This window comes from Psychrobacter sp. FME5 (genome assembly GCF_014861375.1).
GTDB lineage: Bacteria > Pseudomonadota > Gammaproteobacteria > Pseudomonadales > Moraxellaceae > Psychrobacter.
In genome coordinates this window covers 1-25,397 of the sequence record NZ_RRYX01000035.1, presented here as the reverse complement: position 1 = coordinate 25,397, position 25,397 = coordinate 1, and the positions used below count along the sequence as shown (strand labels likewise).

General features: G+C 43.3%; 21 protein-coding genes. 12 read left to right on the top strand and 9 right to left on the bottom strand.

Annotation, left to right across the window (positions count from 1 at the left end; all coding sequences use genetic code 11):
- Positions 1–11: 11 nt before the first annotated feature.
- The 4 genes from EI161_RS06790 to EI161_RS06775 form a co-directional block, all read right to left on the bottom strand.
- Positions 12–245, bottom strand: coding sequence for a hypothetical protein (locus EI161_RS06790; protein ID WP_192529287.1), 234 nt, complete (start codon positions 243–245; stop codon positions 12–14).
- Positions 246–377: 132 nt separating this feature from the next.
- Entirely contained in the window at positions 378–1,691 is a 1,314-nt protein-coding gene (locus EI161_RS06785; protein ID WP_192529288.1) for a sensor histidine kinase, read from the bottom strand.
- 123 nt (positions 1,692–1,814) lie between these two features.
- On the bottom strand, positions 1,815–2,501 hold the full coding sequence (locus EI161_RS06780) for a response regulator transcription factor (protein WP_192529286.1): 687 nt from the start codon (positions 2,499–2,501) through the stop codon (positions 1,815–1,817).
- 74 nt (positions 2,502–2,575) lie between these two features.
- Complete coding sequence (locus tag EI161_RS06775; RefSeq protein ID WP_192529285.1) at positions 2,576–4,315, bottom strand: phosphoethanolamine transferase; 1,740 nt, start codon at positions 4,313–4,315, stop codon at positions 2,576–2,578.
- A 247-nt stretch (positions 4,316–4,562) separates the two neighbouring features.
- On the opposite strand from EI161_RS06775, the gene EI161_RS06770 reads away from it, so the two are divergent.
- From EI161_RS06770 to EI161_RS06750, 5 genes are all read left to right on the top strand, one after another.
- A complete protein-coding gene (locus EI161_RS06770) occupies positions 4,563–5,450 on the top strand; it encodes an ABC transporter ATP-binding protein (RefSeq protein ID WP_192529284.1) in 888 nt (295 codons plus the stop codon).
- A gap of 96 nt (positions 5,451–5,546) precedes the next feature.
- Positions 5,547–7,229: an ABC transporter permease subunit gene (locus tag EI161_RS06765; protein ID WP_192529283.1), complete on the top strand. Its 1,683-nt coding sequence runs from the start codon at positions 5,547–5,549 to the stop codon at positions 7,227–7,229.
- A gap of 67 nt (positions 7,230–7,296) precedes the next feature.
- Positions 7,297–8,289, top strand: a complete 993-nt coding sequence (locus EI161_RS06760; RefSeq protein WP_192529282.1) for an ABC transporter substrate-binding protein — start codon at positions 7,297–7,299, stop codon at positions 8,287–8,289.
- A gap of 73 nt (positions 8,290–8,362) precedes the next feature.
- Positions 8,363–9,505 carry a TIGR03364 family FAD-dependent oxidoreductase gene (locus EI161_RS06755; protein ID WP_192529281.1) on the top strand — a complete coding sequence of 381 codons (1,143 nt, stop codon included), beginning with the start codon at positions 8,363–8,365 and terminating at the stop codon, positions 9,503–9,505.
- Positions 9,505–10,239, top strand: coding sequence for an HAD family hydrolase (locus tag EI161_RS06750; protein ID WP_192529280.1), 735 nt, complete (start codon positions 9,505–9,507; stop codon positions 10,237–10,239). The genes EI161_RS06755 and EI161_RS06750 overlap by 1 nt, the downstream gene beginning before the upstream one ends.
- Before the next feature lie 174 nt (positions 10,240–10,413).
- Here EI161_RS06750 and EI161_RS06745 read toward each other — a convergent pair whose 3' ends face one another.
- Positions 10,414–11,298 (bottom strand): LysR family transcriptional regulator, encoded by an 885-nt coding sequence (locus EI161_RS06745; protein ID WP_068035765.1) that lies wholly within the window; start codon positions 11,296–11,298, stop codon positions 10,414–10,416.
- A gap of 100 nt (positions 11,299–11,398) precedes the next feature.
- On the opposite strand from EI161_RS06745, the gene EI161_RS06740 reads away from it, so the two are divergent.
- From EI161_RS06740 to EI161_RS06715, 6 genes are all read left to right on the top strand, one after another.
- Entirely contained in the window at positions 11,399–11,845 is a 447-nt protein-coding gene (locus EI161_RS06740; RefSeq protein WP_192529279.1) for a PACE efflux transporter, read from the top strand.
- A gap of 388 nt (positions 11,846–12,233) precedes the next feature.
- Positions 12,234–13,994: a TrkH family potassium uptake protein gene (locus tag EI161_RS06735; RefSeq protein ID WP_192529278.1), complete on the top strand. Its 1,761-nt coding sequence runs from the start codon at positions 12,234–12,236 to the stop codon at positions 13,992–13,994.
- Between the two features lie 112 nt (positions 13,995–14,106).
- The gene (locus tag EI161_RS06730; protein WP_192529277.1) at positions 14,107–14,808 is read left to right on the top strand and encodes a potassium channel family protein; all 702 of its coding nucleotides are present in this window, start codon (positions 14,107–14,109) and stop codon (positions 14,806–14,808) included.
- Positions 14,809–14,825: 17 nt separating this feature from the next.
- On the top strand, positions 14,826–15,368 hold the full coding sequence (locus EI161_RS06725; protein WP_192529276.1) for a DUF3124 domain-containing protein: 543 nt from the start codon (positions 14,826–14,828) through the stop codon (positions 15,366–15,368).
- Positions 15,369–15,422: 54 nt separating this feature from the next.
- On the top strand, positions 15,423–16,295 hold the full coding sequence (locus EI161_RS06720) for a hypothetical protein (protein ID WP_192529275.1): 873 nt from the start codon (positions 15,423–15,425) through the stop codon (positions 16,293–16,295).
- 219 nt (positions 16,296–16,514) lie between these two features.
- Positions 16,515–18,734, top strand: coding sequence for a PhoX family protein (locus EI161_RS06715; RefSeq protein WP_192529274.1), 2,220 nt, complete (start codon positions 16,515–16,517; stop codon positions 18,732–18,734).
- Between the two features lie 180 nt (positions 18,735–18,914).
- Here EI161_RS06715 and hutI read toward each other — a convergent pair whose 3' ends face one another.
- The 4 genes from hutI to hutU all read right to left on the bottom strand — a co-directional run bounded on the left by hutI (position 18,915) and on the right by hutU (position 24,833).
- Positions 18,915–20,249 (bottom strand): imidazolonepropionase, encoded by a 1,335-nt coding sequence (gene hutI, locus EI161_RS06710; protein WP_192529273.1) that lies wholly within the window; start codon positions 20,247–20,249, stop codon positions 18,915–18,917.
- Between the two features lie 24 nt (positions 20,250–20,273).
- On the bottom strand, positions 20,274–21,386 hold the full coding sequence (locus tag EI161_RS06705) for a formimidoylglutamase (protein WP_192529272.1): 1,113 nt from the start codon (positions 21,384–21,386) through the stop codon (positions 20,274–20,276).
- 103 nt (positions 21,387–21,489) lie between these two features.
- Entirely contained in the window at positions 21,490–23,052 is a 1,563-nt protein-coding gene (gene hutH, locus EI161_RS06700) for a histidine ammonia-lyase (protein WP_192529271.1), read from the bottom strand.
- A gap of 47 nt (positions 23,053–23,099) precedes the next feature.
- Positions 23,100–24,833: a urocanate hydratase gene (gene hutU, locus EI161_RS06695; RefSeq protein WP_192529270.1), complete on the bottom strand. Its 1,734-nt coding sequence runs from the start codon at positions 24,831–24,833 to the stop codon at positions 23,100–23,102.
- A 217-nt stretch (positions 24,834–25,050) separates the two neighbouring features.
- On the opposite strand from hutU, the gene EI161_RS06690 reads away from it, so the two are divergent.
- The coding region (locus tag EI161_RS06690; protein ID WP_192529269.1) for an IS1 family transposase at positions 25,051–25,397 on the top strand (347 nt) is incomplete at its 3' end.

The following is a 25,397-nucleotide window of genomic DNA, read 5'->3' as shown; positions in this document are numbered from 1 at the left end:
TGCTTCGGCTGTCACCCTTCTTTTATTACTCCAGCATACTTTTTGATACACCACCCAAATTTATAAGCCGCTTTAAATCCATCTAAGGAATACCCTGCGGCGTTAACGATACGAGAAAGCCCCTTTTTACCTTTTGCATGACTGGCAAAGTTATCAGCCATAATGAATGTATCAGGCATTTCTGAGTTGTTAGAATGGGAGTTTGTTTGATTGTTATTGATATGAATGGGAGTGACTTGGTTCATATTGGATTCTTAATAGTCTATTAAAATCAGTGCATACGGTAGATTTCGAACCATTTAAAAAGAGTAAATGGAACCAGTGAGCACTGAGTATAAAATAGGGCGTATTAAGAAAGCGTTAAGCTTCTCCTAAAACTATTGATAATAAATACTAAAGGTACTGCCGCCTGTAGTATTGGCTTGGTGGGTTAGCTTCCAGCCCATATGCGTCATAATGCGTTGCACGATGCTAAGACCTAAACCTGTACCTTCAATCTTATCCGACTGCTTATCATTATGTGGTAACTCTAAACGCTCAAATCTCTCATATAGCAATGGCATCATGGCTTCAGGAATGCCAAGACCTGTATCGGTGACGGTGATTTTCTCAGCGTCAATACTGATAATAACTTCACCATCATCAGTGTATTGAAAGGCATTTTTTATTAGATTCCCTAATGCCATTTTTAGCAGTTCAGGTCGTACATAGGCGAAATATTCTTGTTCAGCGACGACGGTGCACGTGACTGACTTGTAGCGTAATAAATACTTTAAACGCTCAGCTTCATTAACCGCAATGTTATTGATAGATGTGTGCGGCGTGTCCAGTTTTTCAGGTGCACGAGAGAGTAAGAGTAAAGCGGTGATAATCTCAGAGGTCTCTTTGGCGGTATTGCTAATGCGATTGGTAAATTCGCTCAAGTGACTGTCGTCGGCCAATTGTGATGCCAGTACTTCTGATGCGCCCATAATAATGGTCAAGGGCGTGCGCAATTCGTGGCTGACATCACCGGTAAATAATTGCTCACGCTTTAAGTACTGCTCAAGCTTTTGGTTTTTCTCATCAATGGCGCGAGCCAAAACGCCAACCTCGGATGGCAAATGAGTCAATTCGGTTAAATTTTGATGGTCAGTCTCTACGGCTTTTTTTAAGTCTAATAAAGGCTTGGTGATTTGCCTTGAGGACAGCTGAGAGAATATCGCAGCAATGAGCAGGCTTAAAATAACAGCAACTTTTAAGGCGTTGGCAAATATGTCTTCTAATTGCTCAAATATGGCCAAAACGGGATAGCTTTCCATCACCAACTCACTGTCTTCTAAATAGGTTAAAAGATAGCTGTGATTGTTTTGTTGATAGAGAAAAAAATGCAAGTTAGTGTTGATACTGCCTGATTCGGTATCTACAGTGACCGGCGTTTCTTGCACCGTATCGGTTGCCATGGCTTTTAGATTAGCAGGTGCATTATCATAGTCATAGATTTTGATACCGGGATTGGCAATATAAACCGGCTGCTCACCTTCTTTTTCTTGACTGAGTGCCAATTGTTGAATCAAGCGTGCTTTGACCAACTCTTGTTCAAGCTTCATTTCAGCATACATAAAAATACTGACGAAAGTGGCGCAAAGCAATAGGGCAAACAGAAAGTAGGAGATGCGAAATTTATTGGCGATGGAGTCGACGCTAAACATTGTCTTTACTAACATGGTATTTACTTCTTAATGACAAGCAGTAGGTAGAACGAGATGAAAGAGTAGCAAGAGCATTCATAATAGCGTTGAGTCGCTTAATATTATCAATCTTACGATCGTCTTTTATTCTTTGTCCGGATCAATAATCTGATAACCAATCCCAGGCACAGTCACTATCATCGTTTTATCAAACGGTTTATCGACTTGTGCGCGTACGCTATGCACATGGGTTCGCAGCGCATCGCTACTTGGAATATCCTCACCCCATACTTTTTCTTCTAACTCGTTTTTGCTGACCACTCGCGGCGCAGCGCTCATCAGTATTTGTAATATCTTAAACCCAGTTGGCGTCAGTTTTATAGGTTTGCCCTCACGAACAATCGTGTGTACTTCCGTATTTAAAGACAGTTTGCCGACTGTGATACTGTGCTCAAAATGCCTATCTTGATGGCGGCGTATCAGGGCTTTTATGCGTGATTCCAATTCAACCAATGAGAAAGGTTTGACCAAATAATCATCCGCGCCACTATCGAAGCCTGCTACTTTGTCCGAAATAGTATCGCGAGCAGTCAGCATCAATACGGGGGTTTTATCATGCAGCTCCTCTCTGAGCTTTTTACACAGTTTGGTGCCATCCATACCCGGTAGCATGACGTCCAATAATATAACGTCATAACGGTTATTCGAGGCGAGCGTCAAACCACTAATCCCGTTATGAGCATTGTCCAGCTCAAAGCCCTTGGGCTCAAAAAAAGCGTAAATATTGGCGACAATATCAGGATTGTCTTCAATAACGAGTATCTTGTACATACATGTCTCGTGCATAAATGCCAACAGGGCGCTAAGAAAATAGGTTTAAAAGTCTTAAAATAGCCTACAAAACTCTAAGTGGTAGCTTTAAAGAAAGTCGGTGCGGCAGCTACCTCATCGGTCGTGATACCAAAAAAGCCAAGTAAGGTTGGGGTAATAAAATCATGGGATACGGGCTGCTTAATCATGTTAGCAAGGCTACTTTTATTGCTGCTAGTGCTATCGATGCCATTACTCGCAGGTGACCAGACAATCACAGGCACTTGCTTTTGAGCATCTGGCGCCATACTGTACGGCAAGCCATGCAAGTAGATATTGTTTTCACCCAAACTTTCTCCATGATCGCTGATGTATACCATCACCACATCATAATCCTGCTCATAAGCTTTTAGCGTATTGATAACGTTATTCAAAAAATAATCAGTATAACGAATCGCATTATCATAGCCATTGATAATCGACTGACCATCACATTTAGACAGCTCATTGGTCATACAAACGGGTTTAAAAACTTCAAAGATTTTAGGATAGCGTTTGTAATACTCAGGACCGTGATTACCCATTTGATGCAATACAACAAGCGTGTCTTTTGGCACTGTATTCGAATTTACTGTATCGGGTTTTACTGGTGATGCCTCTGATTTTACCAGTTTATCAAAGCCATTGAGCATACCAATATCACGGCATTCGCCATCGCAATCAGGGTTAAGTTGAGGCGTTTTATAATCCTCAAAAGTCACCCTATCGGCGACGCCTTTAGAGCTAGAATTATTATCGCGCCAAATAACGTTGACGCCTTGTTTATGCAAGGTATCAAGCACGTTTTCATTATAGTCCGCACTACTGGCATCGTAATCCTTTCTATCAGCATAGCTGAACATGCAAGGAACCGAATAGGCGGTAGAGGTCCCACAAGAGGTCGCATTTCTAAAGCTATAAATATCTGGCTGGCTAGCCAGTAGCGGCATAGTCTCGCGCTGATACCCGTTTAAGCCAATATGGTCAGCGCGAACCGTTTCACCGACGACAAAGACCATTAATTTAGGTTTTGCCGTAGCTGTGCTATTGCTAGCGACGGGTATGGTGCGTTTGGCATCTGTTGCATGCAGTATTAAGGTGTCAGGACGACGCAATTCATCGACGTAATCAGTGCCAAGTTTGATGACAGAATAAATAGGAGTAATAGGATTGGTATAACTACGCACCACTTTATGCTGGCGAAAAAAGGTGGCGTATTGGTCGCCAAAGGGTAGTAGGCAGATGGCTATTAATACGATAGAGAGTATCAAAGTAAGCGCTCGTTGCCATAATGCGCGGCGTAAAGGCGTACGCTTGATACGAATGTTAGCAATGATAATAGCTGGCAATACTCCTAATAAAAGAACGCGAACAAAAAAACTCGGTGCCATCAAGCCCATCGCTTCTGCTTGGTCGGTCTGCATGCTATTGACCAGCATATTATGATCAAATATCGTTCCATAGCCATCGGTAAAATAACCACATACCGCAGCTATTAATACCATCGCAATCAGCACTAACTTTGCGATTGGCCGATAACACAATAGTTGCAGCACTAGCCATATCAATCCAAACAGTAAGCCTGTGATAGAAATCATAAAGCCAATATTGCTGCTAAAAGGATAAATATTTAACACTTGCTCAAAAAAGCTCATATTGGCAGTAGCCACCAAATATAGCGCAATGATAATAATTAGATAATTAAGATGAATTTCACGATTAAAGTATCTGCTTATGATGCTTTTTTTGGCATCAGCTTTAGTGGCATTGGTACTAAGTGCTTGAAGTGTCAACATACACAGACTTCTCAACAGGGTTATAGGGAATATATATTCCTTACATTAACAACTAGCTTGTTAAGAAGACGTTAAGGTGACGGGGTCAAATAATGGGTTGTTGATATTAAGAAAACAAAAAATGCCAAAACCTTTTACGCGATTTTTTATCATTTTTTTCATCGAAGTGTCATATCTGCTAGATACACTGCTGACCTATCCAAGATAAATAATTAAATTTTAATCATAAGCGATTAGGTGAGTGGATATGTTAGAGCTAAGACACGTTACAAAGAGATATGATGATAAGGTGATATTCGAGGATCTTTCACTCAAAATTAACACGGGTGAGATAGTTTCAATCTTAGGGCCATCCGGCTGCGGCAAGACCACTTTACTGCATATGATTTTGGGTCTAACCGACATTAGCGGCGGCCGTATTGCCTATAACGGCGAAGATATTACCCGCGTCTCTATGAGACAAAGAGGCTTTAATATCGTCTTTCAAGATTATGCGTTATTCCCCAATCTTAATGTCAAACAAAATATCGAATACGGTCTGCGTAACAATCCTAGTGTCAGTACACAACAAGAAGTCGATGAACTGATCGATTTACTCGATATTAAGGCGCACCTAAGTAAGCGCATTCATCAGCTATCAGGTGGTCAAAAACAACGTGTCGCGCTGGCGCGTACGCTGGTCATGAAACCCAAAATACTACTGTTGGATGAGCCTTTGTCGGCATTAGATGGGGTGATTAAGGAAACCGTCAAAGAGCGCATTCGTGAGATTGCCGTACGCTATCAGCTGACTACCTTGATTGTCACCCATGACCCAGAAGAGGCGATGACGTTATCTGATCGCATCCTACTGCTATCAGATGGCAAAGTGGCGCAATTCGCTGAACCCGCTGAAATCATACACAATCCTGCTAATGATTTTGTCACCAACTTCATTCTAAATCAGCTCAATATCAAACGTCGCAATATCTTAAGCTTATTTGCCGATGGTATATCTGAAGCTGATCCGCTAAGTAAATACACTCAAACTCAAAACTATGGACAGTATGAGGCTGATATTAGCCCTCGTCATACTGATTCTAAAGTTATCACTGTCCATGATAAGCAAAAGTCAAAAGATACGGTGAAAGGCTAATCTTGTAGAAGCTTACAGTGACTGAATCGGCAACTAAGATACTGACTATAGCTGTCGTTCAGTAAAAACCTGACCATTTGATTGTTTTGGACGTTTATGAAGCTTAGTAACCCACCCCAAGCAAAAGGCATTTGGCTATTTGTGACGATTTTATTCATCGCCTTTTTGTTTGTACCCTTAGGTAAAATGCTGGCGTTATCATTAAATGTCGGCGATGGCATTGGCTTAGATAACTATAAAAGTATCGCAAGTAGTGATAGCTTTAAACAGGTGATGTTTAATAGTTTTCTTGTGGCGACGGTAAGTGCTCTGAGTGCCACCATGCTGGCTTTCATCTTAGCTTATACCGTGCATTGGACTAATTTACCGAAGGGCTTTAAAAAGGTCATTAAAGTTGCAGCGCTATTGCCCATGTTATTGCCAACGGTGACCTATGGCTTTGCTATTATTTATACCTTTGGTAAGCAAGGGTTATTGACCCAAATACTCGGCTTTCAGCTGTTTGAAAATATATACGGCTTTCAAGGAATGTGGCTTGGCTATACCATTTACACCTTACCCATCGCCTTTTTATTACTCAATAATACCTTTCAATATTTAGATAAAAAGTTCGTGATCGTCTCGGAGTTAATGGGCGATTCGTCTCTGCGCCAGTTCGATATGACGGTTATTCGCCCGTTAATTGGTACTTTTGCGGCGGCAATGATTCAATGTTTCTTTTTAGCCTTCACAGATTTTGGTATCCCAGCGTCCATTGGTGGGCAATATAAAGTCATCGCCATTGAGCTTTATACACAAATATTAGGCGCGTCTCCTTCGTTTGAAAAAGGGGCGGTGGTCGCACTGTTTATGCTCATTCCATCGGTATTGAGTATTGCCATACTCTGGTATGTCGCGCGCTTTAATATCCGCTACGATTCGGTTGAAAATATCGATCTGCCTTCTTCGAAAATCAAAGACCGAGTATTAGCCGTATTATCGAGCGCTATCTTGTTCTGCTTACTGATGGTTTTTGCGGTGATATTTATCATTCCGTGGATAAAGACATGGCCTTATCAAATGCAATTCAGCACGGAAACCGTCAGCAAGGTTTTAGAATCTGCCAATCTAATGCGGGTCTATAAAAACTCACTCATCGTAGCGGTATTGACGGCTATCTTTGGCACCTTAATCACTTACTTTTCAGCGTTATTATGCGAGCGCTCTGGTTTATTCAAAATCGGTAAATTCAGTATCCAGAGCTCAGCATTGGTCACCAATACCGTACCAGGGATGGTCGTGGGTATTGCCTATCTTATGATGTTTTCAGGCTCAGCAATTGCCAATACTATTTTTATTATCGTGATAAGCAACATCATTCACTACTTCGCCACCCCTTATCTGATGAGTAAAAACGCACTGGCTAAAATGAACTTAGGCTGGGAGACGACGGCTAGCTTATTAGGTGATTCATGGTTTACGACACTGCGGCGCATTGTGATTCCCAATTCATTTTTTACCTTAATTGAAGTCGCTTCGTTCTACTTTATCAGTGCCATGGTAACGATTAGCGCAGTTATCTTTATCTCTGGTGCCAAAACCATGGTGCTCACCACCAAAATCGTAGAGTTACAGCACTTTGCGCGCTTTGATGAGATTTTTATCTTATCGCTGATGATATTGCTGACCAATATCTGCGCCTTGATACTGTTTGCCATCATTCGTCATATACATAGCCGACGACTCTACGGGACAACGAAAGCTAAAGATGGGACGCTTGTTGCGTCAACGACGGCTTAAACATAGTTATCGACCATACAAATCAAACTTTAATTATTAAAACTCAATAAAATCTATAGGATAAAAAATGTTTTCATTAAAAACGTTAATGATAGGTCTCACATGCGGCATTATTTTGACCGGTTGTAGCTCAGCTTCTTCAGAGGGAAGTAGTGCAGAAGAGGTTATCATCTATAGCAATGCCGACGAAGAAGCGGTAGAAGTCATCCAAGAAGTGCTAAACGAAGCAGGGTATGAAGGGCAATATATATTTCAGTCTTTTGGTACGGGTGAGCTTGGCGGGCGTTTATTGGCCGAAGGTAAGAATATAGAAGCAGATTTAGTCACCATGAGCTCGTTTTATTTAGAGAGCGCGCAGGCAAAACATTCGATGTTTAAGGATGTCAGCTTTGAGGTCAATCCCCAAGTAGCGGTTCCTAGTTACTATGCACCCATTCTAAGCTTTACTGGGGCGATTATTTTAAACACCAAAGAGATGGCCGCGCAAAATTTGCCTAGACCAACCAGTGCCAAAGATTTGGCAAAACCCATCTATAAAAACAAAATTGCTATGGTTGATCCCAATGGCTCCTCGACCGGTTGGTTGTTTGTGCAGAATATCACTGCTGCCTATGGCATGGATGCCGAAGGGCAAACCATCATGAATCGTATTCGCGAAAACGCCGGACCAAATCTAGAATTATCAGGTTCAGGTCCATTAAAAAAGGTCATGGCAGGTGAAGTGCCTATTGGCTTTGGCATGCGCCATCAAGCCGTCGTTAATAAAGCAGAAGGACTGCCTATTGATTACATCGATCCTAGCGAAGGCAACTATACGCTAAGTGAGTCGGTGGCTGTCATCGATAAAGGCGATAAAACCAATAAAAATGCGATGAAAATGGCCGAAATCATCGTCAAAAATGCGCGACCGCAGCTATTAGAAATATATCCAAATATCATCTATGACGGTGAAACTGTTGCATCTGAGAACCAAATCAAAAATGTAAAAACCTATGCTGAGCCACTTACCGCTGAGTTACTAGATAAGCACAGGGCATTTTTCCACGGTCAAAAGCTATAAGCGTTGCAACCAGGGCGGGCTAAATTTGAGATATAAGTTCTAATTTTACATTCTAAAAATAAGGAACATCAAAGTGCAGTTAACAAGCAAATTGTCTGAAAAAAAATATGACGTGGTGATAGTTGGTGGTGGTATTGTCGGCCTTGCCAGCGCTTATGCCGCGGTTAAAAAAGGGCTGAGTGTGGCGTTGGTAGAACGAGAGTCACAAAATAAAGATGCGTCAGTACGTAACTTTGGTTTTGTCACCGTGAGTGGGCAGCAAAGTGGCGCGCATTGGCAGCGAGCAATGCATACGCGTAATATCTGGGCAGATATAGCACCCAAAGCAGGTATCGAGGTGGAGCATAGTGGTTTGCATATGTTTATTCAGCGCCCAGAGGCAATGGACGTGGCTGAGGCGTTTTTACAAACAGAGATGGGCGCGTCTTGTCGGTTATTAACTCAAGCTGAAATAGCAGAAAACACCCCGTATTTTAAAGACAGTTTAGGTGTGTTATATAGCCCTCATGAGCTTAGAGTCGAATCAAAGACCGCCATTGGTAAATTAGCAAATTGGTTACATCAAGCGCACGGGGTAGATTTTTATAATAAAACCACTGTGCATTCCATCGAGCTACCTATGGTTCATACCAGTCGTGGTACGCTGCAAGCAGAGCATTGTGTCGTCTGTCCCGGTACAGATTTGCATAGCTTATATCCAGAGACTTTGGCGCAGGCTAAGGCCAAACTTTGCACGCTCAATATGATGCGTGTCATGCCGAAAAAAGCATTCAAGCTAAATGCTGCGGTGATGTCGGATTTAAGCTTTGCGCGATATGATGGCTTTGCCCAATTACCTGAAGCCCAAAGGTTAATCTCATTACTGGATAACATCCAGTCAGCTGAGCGCAAAGCAGGCGTTCATCTAATCGTGGTGCAATCCGCCGATGGCTCTCTCATCATTGGTGATAGCCATGATTATAGCGATAAGGAGTTGCCGTTTAGAGATGTGCGTATCGATGATTTAATCATTAACGAGTTTCATCAAGTCATGGATGTTGGCGAGATTGATATCGTGCAGCATTGGTTAGGTGTTTATCCCAGCGGTGATAACGTAGTTTTTAAAGCCTCACCAGAAAAAGGAGTGGTTGTCGGCTCTGTCACTAGCGGTACTGGCGCATCGACAGGCTTTGCATTTGGTGAAGAGTTAATTCATTTCGTATTGGAGTCAAAATAATGAGTACAGATATTAATAGTATTAAAGAGCAATTCGATCATATTCAGCTATGTATTTTCGATATGGCGGGCACGACTGTTAATGAAGACAATCTCGTCTATAAAACGGTACGTGATGCGATCAATCAAGCGCTTAACGATGACGATAAAGCGAATCATAAAGTTGGTTTAGATATCTGCTTAGAGTTTGGCGCTGGCAAGGAAAAACGTCAAGCGATCAATGACATACTGAATGAATTGGATATCGCTGAGGATGAGGTTGAACCACTTACAGATGCAGCCTTTATAATCTTTAAAACCAGTTTGGCAGAGGCTTATACAGCAGATACTTTGGCTACCTTTGATGGCATGCTGGAGCTGTTTAATAAGCTAAAAGTCAGTGGTAGAACAGTGGTGTTAAATACGGGCTATGACGCAAAGACTGCCAATAAGATATTAACTATTTTAGGGTGGTCAGTAGGTCGCGAGATTGATGCACTAATTACAGCTGATGATGTGGTGAATGGTCGCCCAGCGCCAGATATGATTACGCTTGCCATGGATAAGTTTGGTATTGAAAATGCACAGCAAGTGTTAAAAGCGGGGGATAGTGGCATCGATATTGAAGAAGGGAAAAATGCCAATTGTGGCTTATGTATAGGCGTGTTGACCGGCGCGCAAACCAAAGCACAGCTTGAAAAGTCTTCTCCAGATATAGTATTGGATAAATTAACTGATTTGGCACAGTTGATTTAAAAATCAATCTATAGAGTAATCTTATTCTTAAAGCCTAATACTGGCAGAGTCACCTAGAAAACTAAAAAAGCCTTCTACGTTATGTAAAAATAGCGAAGAGGGCTTTTTATGGTTTTGACGAATGAATAATTGATAGGGTATCAGCCCTTGATTGATAGCTATAAAGAAAGGCTATTATGCCTGTTGGTCTAAGGTAATAACCGCCTGTTTTAACCACGTGCCAGCCTTACCTAACGGTTTTTCTTTATGCCAAATCAGCTCAACCGCAACGGGCCAACTGTGCTTATCAAAATCCAGCTTTGGTGATACCAAAGAGCCATCCTTTAACGCATCAACGATAATATGCTCAGGCACCAACGCCCAACCAAGGTTACGTTGCACCAGCTCAATAATCACCCACTGACTCTCAACCCACCATACATCGGCGGCAACCCGTAGGCGTGATTTTTCTTTACTCTCGTTGCGCGTTGCAACAATGAGCTGACGGTATCTTTTTAAGTCCTCCCAGCTGACCACTCGGTTTGCTATTTCATGCTCAGGCGCACAAACCATCTTAAGCGGAATCCAGCCTAAGGTATGAAAACTAATAGCCGATGGCAAATCCTCTTGGCTCCACATAATGCCTAGATCCGCGCGCTTTTCTAAAATTAAACGACTAACATCTTCCATGATGGGCAGCAGCAATTCTAACTCCACAGTAGGAAACAAGTTATCAAACTCATCGAGCAATCGCGCCAGCCACTCTGATGGATAGAGATCATCAACTGCCAGCACCAAACGGCTTTCGACACCTTCACTTAAGCTTTTCGCCACCCCGAAGAAATGCTCGCAGCGCTCCAGTATTAAATACGCTTCAGCTAGCAGCCGTTTACCTTCCTCCGTCAATTCAGGATAGCGACTATTTCGAGTAAATAACACGTTGTCCAAGTCGATTTCTAAATTTGCCACCGCCGCACTAACCGATGATTGTGCTTTGCCAAGCCGCCGTCCTGCTGCCGAAAACGAGCCAGTCTCTACCGTTGCCACAAATGCTTGTAGTTGCTCTAAAGAAAAGTTCATGTATCGGTTTTTCCTATAGACAGTAACTTTAATCTATTAGTTTAACAGATACAATAGAGTCAACTAAGTACTATGAATGTATATTCTATAAGGATTAATCATGCGAACTCATAGAGATCGTATACGTCACGCTGTTGGATTTGAAATAATTGCATTAATACTATCCATTCCCATTATGAGCTTCTTTTTTGATTTTGACATAAAAGATATCGGTGTTATTGCCATCGTAGGCTCTATCATAGCGACTATATGGAACTACGGTTTCAATACTGTCTTTGATAAAGGCATGGTAAAGTTTAAACGCAGCACATTTAAGACCCCAGCGATTCGAGTGCTTCATGTACTGCTATTTGAGGGTGGTCTGCTGCTTCTATATCTGCCCATGGTCTCATGGTATCTCGGCATTAGTTTATGGCAAGCCTTTATTATGGATGCGTCATTGGTTGGATTTTATTTGGCTTATACCTTTTCTTATAACTGGGCTTATGACAAGATTTTCCCGATACAGTATTTTAAATATGTAAAAAATAGCGCGGTTTCTATATAAGTCGAGCTAACCATAATTTAGGTTATGTCTGATATTAATAACTGTTATAAAAAATCGCTGTAAACACCTGCTGTAAATAAGTGCTAAAAAAGCTTTCAAGCTATAAGATATATAGCTTGAAAGCTTTTTTATTTTTAGGCTAAGCAAATCTATATGACGCCTGTGCTTAGTATCGATTTTGAAATCCTAATCATTTTATTCAAAAAATATAGATTGCCTATCGGTGCAAAATAATTGTATTCACAATAAAGGCTGCGAGGTTAGATATTGAACAAAAGACAAGCATAAAAGATGTCATAACTGGTTACGATTCTTTAAAAACAGTCTTAGTGGATGGCGAAAAAAAGGCGTATAAGTATTATCGTTACTCCTTTCATGGAATTAGGCTATGCATCCAGCCCTACCGTATCGGCTGTTGAATAAGTTCACGATTGTTATTGGCGCCATTGGCGTTGGAATTGCCTTAGTCGATAGTGGTTTTACGCTCACGACATGGCTACAGCATATTTTTCATATTTTTTATTTAATGATTATTTTATTGGGTTTTGTGGCCACGGTAGGGCGTTATATGCGCTCAAAGTCACGATTATCGGTTAATAAAGTCGCGGTTTTCGATTTACTAACCAGTGTCGCTATTGTTGTGCTATTGGCGGTGCATTTCTTTGAGCTGGCGCGCTCCGGATTATCGATGCCGGTAGATGGTTTTATTGCGATTAAGATTGCTGTTTTTGTCACCTTTATCCGTGAGATATCGGACAATAAATTTAGCCTTAATCGGGCTTTTTTAAACCCAGGTCAATTTTTTATCTTAAGTTTTTTGTCCGTGGTATTGGTCGGAGCATTGCTGCTGATGATGCCCAATGCCACCACTGAGCCGATATCCTTTGTCGACGCCCTATTTACGGCTACCAGTGCGGTCTGTGTGACAGGGCTGATTGTGGTGGATACGGCGACCCGTTTTACCACGTTTGGGCAGCTGATTATCATCGGGCTGATTCAAATTGGCGGTTTGGGTATTCTGACCTTTGTGACCTACTTTAGCTATTTTTTTAAGGGCGGCGTCAGTTATGAGACGCAGCTTAGTATCAGTGAAATGAACGTTTCACGAAGGATGGGCGATATGGTCACCACCCTTAAGTCCATTTTATATGTGACTTTTGGGGTTGAGGCACTGGCTGCTATTTTGATTTATATTAGTATCTATGATTTACCCGGGATGAGCTTTGCAGAAAGGCTATTTTTTGCGATATTCCATGCCATCTCTGCATTTTGTAATGCAGGATTCTCGACCTTTAGCGCCGGCTTATACGATGAGTCACTGCGCTTTAATTATCCTTTACAGCTTATTATTAGTACCACTTTCTTATTTGGCGGCATGGGTTTTATCATTGTCGTCAATCTATTGCGCTTTCTGCGTCACCGTGCCCAAAGGGCGATTTTCCAAAATGATCCACGTTACGGCTATCAGCCGTGGCTACTGAGTATCAATAGCCGTATTACGTTAATTACCTCCGGCGCTTTATTGTTAATTGGTGTGGTCGGGGTCATGCTGTTTGAATACAACGGCATCCTTGCTGAGCATCAGAGTTTTTACGCTAAGCTAATCACAGGGCTATTTACGGCGGCCACTCCGCGTACCGCAGGTTTTAATATTGCCGATATGGATGCGCTCGCGTTTCCGACTATTATGCTGACGATTTTTTTGATGTGGATTGGTGCTTCACCAAATTCTACCGGCGGTGGTATAAAAACCAGCACCTTTGCCATTGCAGTGTTAAACACCTTGAGCTTAGCCCGTGGTCAGACCAAGGTTGAAGTGTTTCAGCGCGAGATTGCTGACATCTCTATTCGTCGGGCCTTTTCCATTATGTGGCTGTCTTTATTTGTCATTGGCATGGGGGTCACTCTTATCAGTTACGATCAGCCCGAGCTTGATTTGATTAAAGTGATTTTCGAATGCTTTTCTGCCTATAGCACGGTTGGTTTGAGTTTAAATTTAACCACCGAGTTATCGACCTTTAACAAACTTGTCGTTTCGGTGATTATGTTTGTCGGGCGGGTGGGGATGTTGACGATATTTATTGCGCTACTGAAGAATAGATATCAGCGTAACTATCGTTATCCGACTGAAGAGATTACTATCAATTAACTTAATGTTAATTAAAAAATGTTAATTAAAAAAATAATTTATAACTCATTAGGCATTAACTAAACACGTCGCAATTGCTGCTTTTACGGTGGCATGAGTGACAAGGAATATTATGAAATATATCATTGCAGGTTTGGGCAGTTTTGGGTCTTCGTTAGGCATGGCGCTGACGAGCCAAGGTCATGAAGTCATCGCCATTGATAGCAGCATGCAAAAGGTTGAAGCGTATAAAGAAGCCATCACTCATACTATCTGCATGGATGCCACCGACGAATATACGGTCAATGGCTTGCCTATTATGGATACCGATATAGTGGTGGTGGCGATTGGGGAAAACGAAGGGGCCAACATTATGGCAACGGCGTTGTTTAAAACTTTAAAAGCCAAGCGCTTAATCAGTCGTAGTATCAACCCCTTACATGAAAAAGTACTGCAAGCGATTGGGGTCGACGATATTTTCCATCCTGAAAAAGAATCGGCGATGCGCTGGGCAAAACGGCTGTCATTGCGCTATTTCGTTGATTCTTTTGAATTGACTGACAACTTTAGTATTGTCGAGATTGCTATTCCTACTCCTTTGATTGGCAAACAAATAGCGACATTACAGCTAGAAAATAAGTTTAATATCAAGCTATTGAGTACCATGCGCTATGAGCATTATGAAGACAGCTTTGGCCGTCAGCAGAGCAAACCCAGTATTCAGGGATTGGCCACACCAGAGCAAGTGCTACAAGAAAATGATGTGCTAGTGGTATATGGCGCTAACAAACATATCAATACTTTTTTACGTAGTGTAGGGGTTAAAGTACACTAATCGCTAGGGATAACGTTATGAATAAGTGCTGCATATCCGTGCTGTGTCTTGCCAGTCTCATGCTGTTCAGCGGCTGTGATGAGTCGAAACAAAACCCAAATGTCATGTTTTCAGAGAAGCACCAAGACCCGATTCAAGAGCTTGAGAAGCACTCTAAAAAAGTCGATCACAGCCAGTTTGGCTATAAACAAACCTTTTATGTACCAATTTACTCAGATATTTATACCGATAGGGATAATCGTAAGGTTTTACTATCAGCGACCTTAAGCGTGCGCAATACCACCATAAAAAAATCACTCTATATTAATAAGATAGATTATTACAGTACCGATGGCGACCTTGTAAAGTCATATTTAACAGAAACTATTGAGCTGCCCGCCATGGCGACGTTAAATTATATCGTCGAAAAAGAAGAGGATAAAGGGGGCTCTGGGGCAAAGTTTATCATTGAAGTCGAAGGGGTAGATGAAACCGTCAAGCCCGTCATCGAGGCGGTAATGATTGGTAATTTTAGCAATAAAGGCTTTGCTTTTAGTACGCAGGGTACGCCGGTTTTGTAGTGAAGGTTGTTTATGCTTTATTAATATGGATAATCCAAATTTAGGAGAGTTGCCATGTTAGATTTTACCCAAGGCTCATCTTTAGCAACTATTAAAACAGTACTATTTACTACTGTATTGCTCGGTACGGCGCAACTGCTGGCAGGCTGTGACTCGCAGCCTGCAAATTCAAATGAAAATGATAATGCCACGGCGCAAACGGATAATATAGATAAAAATACGGCTGAGAAAGATAATGCGTCTATCAATTCTAGTTCTATAAATCCTGCTAATGCGGATAAAGCACGGAATAACGAAGCAGAAAAGTTATCTAATGATAAAACCGTCAATCCATCAGGCTACCAAAAGCTAAGCTTTGGGCAGATTATTACCCCTGAATTACTAAATGAGCTAGGACTGACCAAAGAAAAAACTGACAACGAGCAATGCTATTACGTCAGTAATCCAGCACTGAACTATGTGGATAAAGAGTACGGTAAACGCGCCTCTTTGCTCTATCAAATCATCGATAACAAAGTTGCTCTTATTGCTATTCAGGCTCCAAACATACCCTTTTATACAGACATCCATGTTGGTGATTCAGTGACAAAGGTGATGAAAGCGCATAATAACGAGCTGACTTATGAAGTCGATAAGTATGCGGTTGATGGTGACTACTATAGCCTGATTGCTAACGTTAACTTTAAATTGATAGAAGAGCCCCAACTCGGAGAAACATTAAAAGCCGAAAACATCAAGCTGAATAATCAAGAAGACAAGTTGCCCATACAGATTGAATATCATATCAAGGGTGGTCAAAAGCTTAATAATTATAGAATTAACTCAACAGAGTGGACGGCAGACAAGCAAAGTTTATTAAAGGGAGAGGTCGAAAGTATTGATATTGGGTTACCAGATGCTATCTATTTGGTCGAAGGTTGCTCTTAAGACGTAAATATAAATAACGTAGCGCTTTATATGCTTAGATTAACATATCAAAAACAGCATGGTTTTTTAAAGATTATTATCTAAAAATTTGTCATCAAGTTGTCATGGAGTTTCAGTAGACTCAAACATAAATCGTATTTTGGTCGTTACAACGATAACGCCGCGATATTTTTTATGCCAACTCAGCCTACTAAATCCAGCCTAACAAGGTGACTGAACATGACCTCATTGAATAACAAGCAAACGCTTGCGCACGAAGTTGTTGAAGACTCTAACCCGACTGATAATATTGACTTTCAAACCATTATCAATCGCCGTATGAATCGCCGCAGTATCCTCAAAGGTGGCACAGGGTTGACGGCGGCGGCGTTTTTTGGCGCACTACCTTTGGTCGGCTGTAGCGACGATAATGATAGCAACTTGCCTGTTAAACCCAGCGACGATAACAGTGCCGCTATTCCTGCGCAAGGTAACTTAAAACGTCCTGAAACTTTGAAGTTTACAGCCGTACCGCATTCAAAAGCTGACACCATGAGCGTGGCAGCAGGTTATAAAGCCGAGATGATATTACCACTAGGCATGCCGCTGATATCTGGTATCGATGATTGGAAAGACAATCGTGAGCAGTCCGCTGAGTCGTTTGAGTGGCGTATGGGTGACAACCATGATGGCATGTGGTTTTTTGGCAAAAACGGCAATGCGTACGATGCCAAAGCGTCAGAGAATGGTCTACTGGTGATGAATCATGAGTATGTAAACAGTAGTGAGCTTAGCCCATTTGGTTATCATGTCATTCAAGATAGTAGCGCTGCGGCAATTTTTCAAAACCGTCGCCTCGCAAGCGACGTGCGCCGTGAGGTCAACTGTCATGGGGTCGCTGTGGTTGAGATGCGCCGCCGCGCTGATGGTATGGGTTATGAGATGGTACCCAATTCGAAATACAATCGCCGCATTACCAGCAGTACGACTGCCCAATTAACAGGTCCTGTTGCAGGATCTGATTTGGTTAAGACCAAGTTTGATCCGACAGGGTTTCAAACTCGCGGCATTAATAATAACTGCGGTGCTGGACTATCACCTTGGGGCACTTATCTGACCACAGAAGAGAACTTTTTAGGGGTTTTTGCCCGCGGGCAAGATGCCAATCAATTGAGCACTGGACACAACTACGGTCGTGAACGCTACGGGGCAACGGAGAATTTCCCAGGCTTTGAATATTTGTGGCATACACCTGACGCCAAAGATGCTGCAATCCCTGACGAGTTTTCACGTTGGGATATGACCGCCGTCGGTGCCAGCGCTGCTGATGACTACCGTCATGCATTCAATACCTTTGGTTATATCACCGAGATTGACCCTTTTGACCAACATTCTATACCGCAAAAACGCACGGCATTGGGTCGTTTTGCTCATGAAAACTGTGCCTATGCGCCTGTTGAACAAGGTAAACCCGTGGTCTTTTATATGGGTGACGATGCCCGCGGCGAATATATTTATAAATTCGTCTCAAAAGCCACGTGGTCAAATGCTGATATCGGCGGCGGCTTAAAAGCGGGCAATAAATATTTGGACGATGGCACGCTATATGTTGCTATTTTTAATGAAGATGGCAGCGGGGCGTGGAAAGCACTTGTCCATGGTCAAAATGGATTGGATGCCTCTAATACTGTCTTGCCGTTTCATGGACAAGATGAGGTATTGGTCTTTGCTCGTGCCGCTGCTGATGTCGTTGGGGCGACTAAGATGGATCGACCTGAATGGGTATCGGTCAGCCCGATAACGGGTGAGGTATATGTGACCTTGACCAATAATAAATATCGCGGCGTAAGTGATGATCAACCGCTCTCAGCGTCGAATCCACGCAGCTATCAAGTTGGCGGCAAAGCGCGCGGTAATGACAATGGTCATATCATTCGCTGGGCAGAAGCAGGTGGCAATCATGCGGCAACAAGTTTTGAGTGGGATATCTACCTGTTTGCCTCGCCAAGTGATTTATCAGCGGAGAACTTATCACAGCTAAATGACAACAACGATTTATCGTCGCCAGACGGACTGTATTTTGATCCGCGCGGGGTGTTATGGATTCAGACAGATGATGGCGCTTATACGGATACCAGCAGTTGTATGTTGCTTGCGGCACTACCGGGCAAAGTCAGTGATGGTTCGCTTATGACCACTTCAGCAGGGCAGCAAACCCGAGTCGGCATGCCTGCCAGCAATGACAATATCAAACGCTTTTTCGTCGGTCCTGAGGGTTGTGAGGTGACTGGTATCACCATGACACCAGACTTTAAAACCCTCTTTATTAATATTCAACATCCAGGCAATAGCTGGGGCGCCGTCGCGGGTGGCAGTACCCCGCGCTCAGCGACGGTCATGATTACGCGTGAAGATGGCGATGTGATATTGGCTGAGTCATTTGATACCGCAACCACTTAAAACAAACCAGTAGCACTTAACAGTAGTAGCACTTAAGAATCCTCTTAATCTTCAACAAAAAAACCAATATGCTTGATATTCTTTTCTCTGTTTATGGAGAATAAAGAGGCAAGTATATTGGTTATTGTGTTTTTAAACGACGGTTTTAAGAATATATTATGCGTTCAGTTATTACTTTGCTTAGGTATGCCACTGACCTTGAACCATAATACCTGCAATAGGATTTAGCCCCATTTGATAAGCTAGGTCAGCAGGGCGCGCGATGTCCCATAATGCCAAATCAGCATCGTAACCCACTTCTATTTTACCTTTGTTGGCGAGACCTAACGCTTGTGCCGCATGAACCGTTGCGCCTGCCAACACTTCTTCAGGGGTTAAGTAAAATAGTGTACAGCCCATATTCATCGCTAATAACAGCGATGTGAGTGGCGAAGTGCCGGGGTTGCAATCGGTTGAAACGGCAATCGGAACTTGGTGTTTACGCAATGCTTCAATCGGTGGCAACTTAGTATCACGCAGGGTATAAAAAGCACCCGGCAATAGCACGGCTACCGTGTTACTTGCAGCCATTTTTTTAATATCGTCTTCTACTAAGTGCTCAAGATGGTCGCTTGATAATCCTTGGTATGCTGCTACCAAAGCGCTAGCGCCTATGTTTGATAACTGTTCGGAATGTAACTTAACTGGCAAGTCTAACGAACGAGCGACTTCAAAGACGCGCTTAATCTGCTCAGCAGTAAAGGCAATTTTTTCACAGAAACCATCGACCGCATCGACCAAGCCCTCGCTATGCAAGATTGGTAACCACTGGCAAACTTGCTCAATATAGTCATCGGCATTGTCTTTATACTCTGATGGTAGCGCATGGGCGGCCAAATAAGTGGTGCTGACATGAATGTTGTGTTTATCACCGAGAGCGCGGGCGACTTTTAGCATTTTGCGCTCAGTGTCTAAGTCCAGTCCATACCCAGATTTGATTTCGACACTGGTCACGCCTTCTTTGATGAGCGCGAGCAGACGTTTTTCACTTTGCGCAAACAATTCTTCCTCATTCGCTGCGCGGGTGGCGCTAACGGTTGAGACAATGCCGCCACCTTGTGCCGCGATATCTTGATAGCTGGCACCTTGCAATCGCGCTTCGAACTCGTTGCTGCGGTTACCGCCATAAACGATATGGGTATGGCAATCGATGAGTCCGGGCGTGACCCAGTTGCTATTAACGTCTTTGATTTGATCGCTTTTATAATGAGTAAGATGCGGCTTTATTTGCTCATGCGTACCAACCCATGCAATTTTGCCGTCTTTGATACCGATAGCAGCGTTTCCTAATTGACCATAAGGCGTGCTTTCATTCTGATTGTTGTTTTGATCATTGCTTTGATTGGCGCTATAAATATCAAACCCGTATAGCGCTGAAAAGGTGGCGAGATTGGCATTGATGATGATGTGGTCAAATGCTGTAAGGGTAGAATCATTTATAGGCTTTTGATTTGTAGGATTTATTGTATTAGTCATGATGTGCTCCTGCTTATTTTGAAGCTAGTGCGTTTCTGTGATGAGTAAATGCTGCTCGATAATAGTCGCCAAGAGGCGAGCGGCGACTTTACAGCTGCGCGCATCAATATCAAAGGTCGGGTTAATCTCGGCAATATCAGCCATCTTTACTTTGCCTGATGCCATGATACGTTTGACCGCGCGCTCAACGAATGCCAAGTTAATACCATAGGCGGCGGGCGCACTGACACCAGGAACGACGCTCGATGGCAAGCAATCCATATCAATAGTTAAGTAGACCACACCAACTTCGTTGATAAAGGTCTCTATTTGAGTAGCAATTTTTTTCCACTTCTTATTGGTGCAATCTTCGTCACTGATAATATGTACGCCTAACTGCTCAGCACGGTCAAAGAGCGCGGCAGTATTTGAAAACCGACTGACGCCAATACAGCAATAGTGAAATGGCTGACCTTGTTTATCAAGGTGCTCGGCAATCTGGCGAAATGGCGTACCAGACGTGGCGACATCAGATTGACGAATATCTAGATGCGCATCAAAGTTAATCACCCCGATGGTAGGCATTGTGCTTGCATCATTTTCAACATTGCTTTTGACATGGTTTTCGATATTGCTAACGTCATTAGTAGACTTATAGGTTTCTGATGACAGCGCCTGCCACAATCCTAAAAAACTGCCATAAGCAATGGCATGACCACCACCAAGCCCGATAGGTAGACCGCCTTGCTGGATAATATCACTTATCTTCTCGGCATATTTTACTTGGGCTTGCTCCAGGGTACGCTCGGCAAAATCATCATTATCATGACAATGGATATCGCCAGCATCACCCAGCAGGGTTGGTAATTGACCATCAAAGCGTTGTTGTAACTCAGCGATGACCGGCAGCGCCGCAAATGCCTGACGAATCAAGGGCGGCGCAGCTCGTGCACCCACGCGTCCTTGATTACGTCTGACGCCTTGGTCACAAGCGAACCCAACCAGTCCAATGCGCTGGCCGTTTTGCTGACTGGTGCTATCAAAGGCATAAGGCTTCACTATTTGATGCCAGTAGCGGGCGCGCGCAGACTCAAACGGCTCTGCACGTCCTGTCCACCGACTCATATCAGCTGCAGTGTGGCTAACGGCTATTGTCATTGTAGACCTCCTTTCATAATATAAAACCTGACTCTCAATTTAGTATGGTCTACACCAATAAAATTAGATAATTGAGAGTGGATTTTAAATATATAAAACTTTCCTATTTAGACTCGTACCAATCGCTACGCAGTGATTGCCAATATTCGGTGAGCGTACCATCTAATACCAGTTGCTTTGCTGCTTCAATATCAGGCGCTAGGTAGCGATCTTTATCATAAAAAGTGACTTGCTCGCGTAGTTTCTGATGCGCTGTCTGTAACGACTCTGAGGTATCTAGTCCACAGTAAAAATCGATACCTTGACCAGCAGCCAAGAGCTCAATGCCGATAATGGTGGCGGTATTTTGCGCCATCTCATATAGGCGTCGCGCACAATAAGTGGCCATCGATACATGGTCTTCTTGGTTGGCAGAGGTTGGAATACTATCGACACTGCCTGGATGGGCGATAGACTTGTTCTCTGAAGCCAGAGCCGCTGCCGTCACATGAGCAATCATAAAGCCTGAGTTTACCCCCGCATTATCAACTAAGAATGGTGGTAAGCCACCTGACAAGGTTGCATCAATCAATAAAGCCACACGGCGCTCAGACATAGAACCAATCTCAGCAATCGCCAAGGCTAAAATATCTGCGGCAAAGGCAACTGGCTCAGCATGGAAGTTACCACCTGAGATAGCAACAGGACCATCATCGTTGTTAAAAATAAGTGGGTTATCAGTTACCGCGTTAGATTCAATTAATAAAGTCTTGCCTGCTTGGTTGATGATATCAAGGCAAGCGCCCATGACTTGTGGCTGGCAACGCAAGCAATAAGGGTCTTGTACTCTATCGTCTTGCTCGCCATCATGGGAGGCACGGATAGCACTGCCTTTAATCAGCTGACGATGCGCTTTGGCAATTTCAATTTGACCATGATGACCACGCACTTCATGAATACGTGCGTCAAATGGGGCATCTGAGCCTTTGGCGGCATCAATAGACATGGAGCCGACGATGGTGGCTGTCTCAAGTAAATCTTGTGCTAAGAAATAACCACGCAATGCCAATGCGGTTGAGACCTGCGTACCGTTAATAAGGGCAAGACCTTCTTTGGCTGCTAGGGTAATGGGCTCAAGACCATGCTGCGCTAACGCATCAGCAGCAGGTACTTTTTTGCCGCCAACATAGACATCGCCTTCGCCCATCATAGCCAGTGTCATATGCGATAAAGGTGCTAAGTCACCAGAGGCGCCAACGGAGCCTTTAGCCGGAATGTTTGGGGTAATTTGATTGTTAATCAAACCGAGTAGGCTATCGACCACGACGCGGCGGACGCCAGAGACGCCTTGCGCGAGGCTTGCAACTTTCATCACCATAATTAGCCGAACTACATTGTCTGGCAGCGCCTCGCCAGTACCCACTGAGTGAGAAACGATAAGGTTACGCTGGAGTAGCTCAAGCTGATCATCACTGATACGGGTTTTTGCCAACAGACCAAAACCGGTATTGATACCATAAGCGCTCTTATCACGGCGGATAATCGTTTGTACATCTTCATGCGAGGCATCTATCGCTTCATAAGCGCTTTCAGGTAGTGTCAGTATGACAGGTCGCTCATAAATATCGCGCAACATCTCGAAGCTTAATTGGCGCGGGTGTAGGGTTAGTTTTTTGATAGTGGTCATGCGAGTTATCCTAGTTATTTATTTTTATAGTGTAAAAGTGGTTTGTTCTATTTAATCATCGGTAGCTTTAAGCCATAATCTTTGGCAGTTTTAATCGCTAGCTCGTAGCCTGCATCTGCATGACGCATAACGCCAGAACCACAATCATTGACTAATACTCGTGCCAAGCGTTTGGCTGCCGCATCAGTACCATCAGCGACGATGACCATGCCTGAGTGCTGTGAGTACCCCATACCTACGCCACCGCCATGATGCAATGATACCCAAGTGGCACCGCCTGCGACATTGAGCATGCCGTTCAATAGTGCCCAATCTGACACCGCATCTGAGCCATCTTTCATACTTTCTGTTTCGCGGTTCGGGCTGGCAACAGAGCCAGTATCCAAATGGTCACGACCGATAACGATAGGACCTTTTAATTCACCGTTTTTGACCATCTGATTAAAAGCAAGACCTGCTTTGTCACGTTCACCAAGACCTAACCAGCAGATACGTGCTGGCAAACCTTGAAACTGAATGCGCTCTTTTGCCATGTCTAACCAGCGATGAATATGCTGATTTTCAGGGAACAGCTCTTTAATCTTTTGATCGGTTTTGTAGATATCTTCTGGATCGCCTGATAATGCTACCCAGCGGAATGGCCCTTTACCTTGGCAAAACAGCGGACGAATATAGGCGGGCACAAAACCCGGGAAATTAAAGGCATTTTTTACCCCTTCATCAAAGGCAACTTGACGAATGTTATTGCCATAATCAGTCGTTGGAATGTCCATTGCTTGCAAGTCTAGCATCGCCTGTACGTGTACGGCACAAGACGCGGCGGCATCTTTGGTTAATGCCTCATGTTGCTCTGGATTTTCTTGTGCCGCTTTCCACTCTTCAACTGTCCAACCACTTGGCAGATAGCCATTGATTAAATCATGAGCTGAGGTTTGGTCAGTGACCAAGTCAGGTTTTATCTCGCCTGCATTGGCACGCTTGACCATCTCAGGCAAGATGTCTGCGGCATTGCCAAGTAGGGCGATAGAAACCGCTTCACCCGCGTCCGTATGTTGTTTAATAAGCTCATAAGCGTGGTCAAGATTGTCAGCTTGTTTATCGACGTAACCCGTACGCAAACGGAAATCAATACTAGACTGCTGGCACTCGATGTTTAGAGAGGTCGCGCCAGCAAAGGTCGCGGCTAATGGCTGAGCACCACCCATACCGCCAAGACCAGCGGTCAAAATCCAACGTCCTGCCCAGCTGCCATCATAATGCTGACGACCAGCTTCGACAAAAGTCTCATAAGTGCCTTGGACGATGCCTTGAGTGCCGATATAAATCCAGCTTCCGGCAGTCATTTGTCCATACATAAATAAGTCTTTGCGATCAAGCTCATTGAAATGCTCCCACGTTGCCCAACGCGGGACAAGATTGGAGTTGGCAATTAATACGCGCGGCGCATTTTCATGAGTTTGAAAGACGCCAACAGGCTTACCAGATTGCACTAATAGTGTCTCATCGTCTTCTAATTCTTTGAGTGACGCGAGGATTTGATCATAGCTTTCCCAGTTACGGGCTGCGCGTCCGATACCGCCATACACAACCAAGCTTTTTGGGTTTTCAGCGACGTCAGGGTGTAAGTTGTTTTGTAGCATGCGATAAGGGGCTTCGGTCAGCCAACTTTTGCAGTTTAATGTACTGCCAGTAGGTGCAGCGATATTGCGACTTTCGTCACGGCGGGTGAATTTATTATTGTTGCTTGTGGCGTTTCTGCTCAATCCATTATCGGTAGTCATACTCAAATCCTTGTGATTGTTTATACAATTTACTAGTTGCCGTTTGTTGGCAACATTATTTGGTGGTATTATTAATTTGTATATACAAATTATCAAAGATAGTTTTTTCATGCAAGCATTTTTTTATCAGCAGCTAAATTATTGGTGGTGTATCAGAAAGTATGCTGAGGAGATAAAAGGAGGGTGACAGCCAAAGCAAGATGATATATTTGAGGTTATGAAGACACAAATAGATATCAGCTGCCCCGACTGTCACAGTCCCAGTTTAAAGAAAAACGGCATAAAAAGCTATGGCAAGCAGAACTACCAATGCAAGGACTGCAAACGACAATTTATTGGTGACCATGCCTTAACCTATCACGGCTGTCATTCTAAAATAGAAGACATCATACGGCTAATGACGGTTAGAGGTTGCGGCGTTAGAGACATAGCTGTTATAGCCTCAGTCAGTATCGGTAAAGTATTGGGCACCATAGGCTCATCCATTTATAAGATCGCGCCTAAGAAGCGCTACTATGAACGCTTAGAGGTTGATGAGTTCTGGACTTACGTGTATCGCAAGAA

Bases quoted from the DNA above. Each gene is read 5' to 3' on its own strand.
- EI161_RS06790 (WP_192529287.1), bottom strand. From the start codon at position 245: ATGAACCAAGTCACTCCCATTCATATCAATAACAATCAAACAAACTCC.
- EI161_RS06785 (WP_192529288.1), bottom strand. From the start codon at position 1,691: ATGTTTAGCGTCGACTCCATCGCCAATAAATTTCGCATCTCCTACTTT.
- EI161_RS06780 (WP_192529286.1), bottom strand. From the start codon at position 2,501: ATGTACAAGATACTCGTTATTGAAGACAATCCTGATATTGTCGCCAAT.
- EI161_RS06775 (WP_192529285.1), bottom strand. From the start codon at position 4,315: ATGTTGACACTTCAAGCACTTAGTACCAATGCCACTAAAGCTGATGCC.
- EI161_RS06770 (WP_192529284.1), top strand. From the start codon at position 4,563: ATGTTAGAGCTAAGACACGTTACAAAGAGATATGATGATAAGGTGATA.
- EI161_RS06765 (WP_192529283.1), top strand. From the start codon at position 5,547: ATGAAGCTTAGTAACCCACCCCAAGCAAAAGGCATTTGGCTATTTGTG.
- EI161_RS06760 (WP_192529282.1), top strand. From the start codon at position 7,297: ATGTTTTCATTAAAAACGTTAATGATAGGTCTCACATGCGGCATTATT.
- EI161_RS06750 (WP_192529280.1), top strand. From the start codon at position 9,505: ATGAGTACAGATATTAATAGTATTAAAGAGCAATTCGATCATATTCAG.
- EI161_RS06745 (WP_068035765.1), bottom strand. From the start codon at position 11,298: ATGAACTTTTCTTTAGAGCAACTACAAGCATTTGTGGCAACGGTAGAG.
- EI161_RS06740 (WP_192529279.1), top strand. From the start codon at position 11,399: ATGCGAACTCATAGAGATCGTATACGTCACGCTGTTGGATTTGAAATA.
- EI161_RS06735 (WP_192529278.1), top strand. From the start codon at position 12,234: ATGCATCCAGCCCTACCGTATCGGCTGTTGAATAAGTTCACGATTGTT.
- EI161_RS06730 (WP_192529277.1), top strand. From the start codon at position 14,107: ATGAAATATATCATTGCAGGTTTGGGCAGTTTTGGGTCTTCGTTAGGC.
- EI161_RS06725 (WP_192529276.1), top strand. From the start codon at position 14,826: ATGAATAAGTGCTGCATATCCGTGCTGTGTCTTGCCAGTCTCATGCTG.
- EI161_RS06720 (WP_192529275.1), top strand. From the start codon at position 15,423: ATGTTAGATTTTACCCAAGGCTCATCTTTAGCAACTATTAAAACAGTA.
- EI161_RS06715 (WP_192529274.1), top strand. From the start codon at position 16,515: ATGACCTCATTGAATAACAAGCAAACGCTTGCGCACGAAGTTGTTGAA.
- hutI (WP_192529273.1), bottom strand. From the start codon at position 20,249: ATGACTAATACAATAAATCCTACAAATCAAAAGCCTATAAATGATTCT.
- EI161_RS06705 (WP_192529272.1), bottom strand. From the start codon at position 21,386: ATGACAATAGCCGTTAGCCACACTGCAGCTGATATGAGTCGGTGGACA.
- hutH (WP_192529271.1), bottom strand. From the start codon at position 23,052: ATGACCACTATCAAAAAACTAACCCTACACCCGCGCCAATTAAGCTTC.
- hutU (WP_192529270.1), bottom strand. From the start codon at position 24,833: ATGACTACCGATAATGGATTGAGCAGAAACGCCACAAGCAACAATAAT.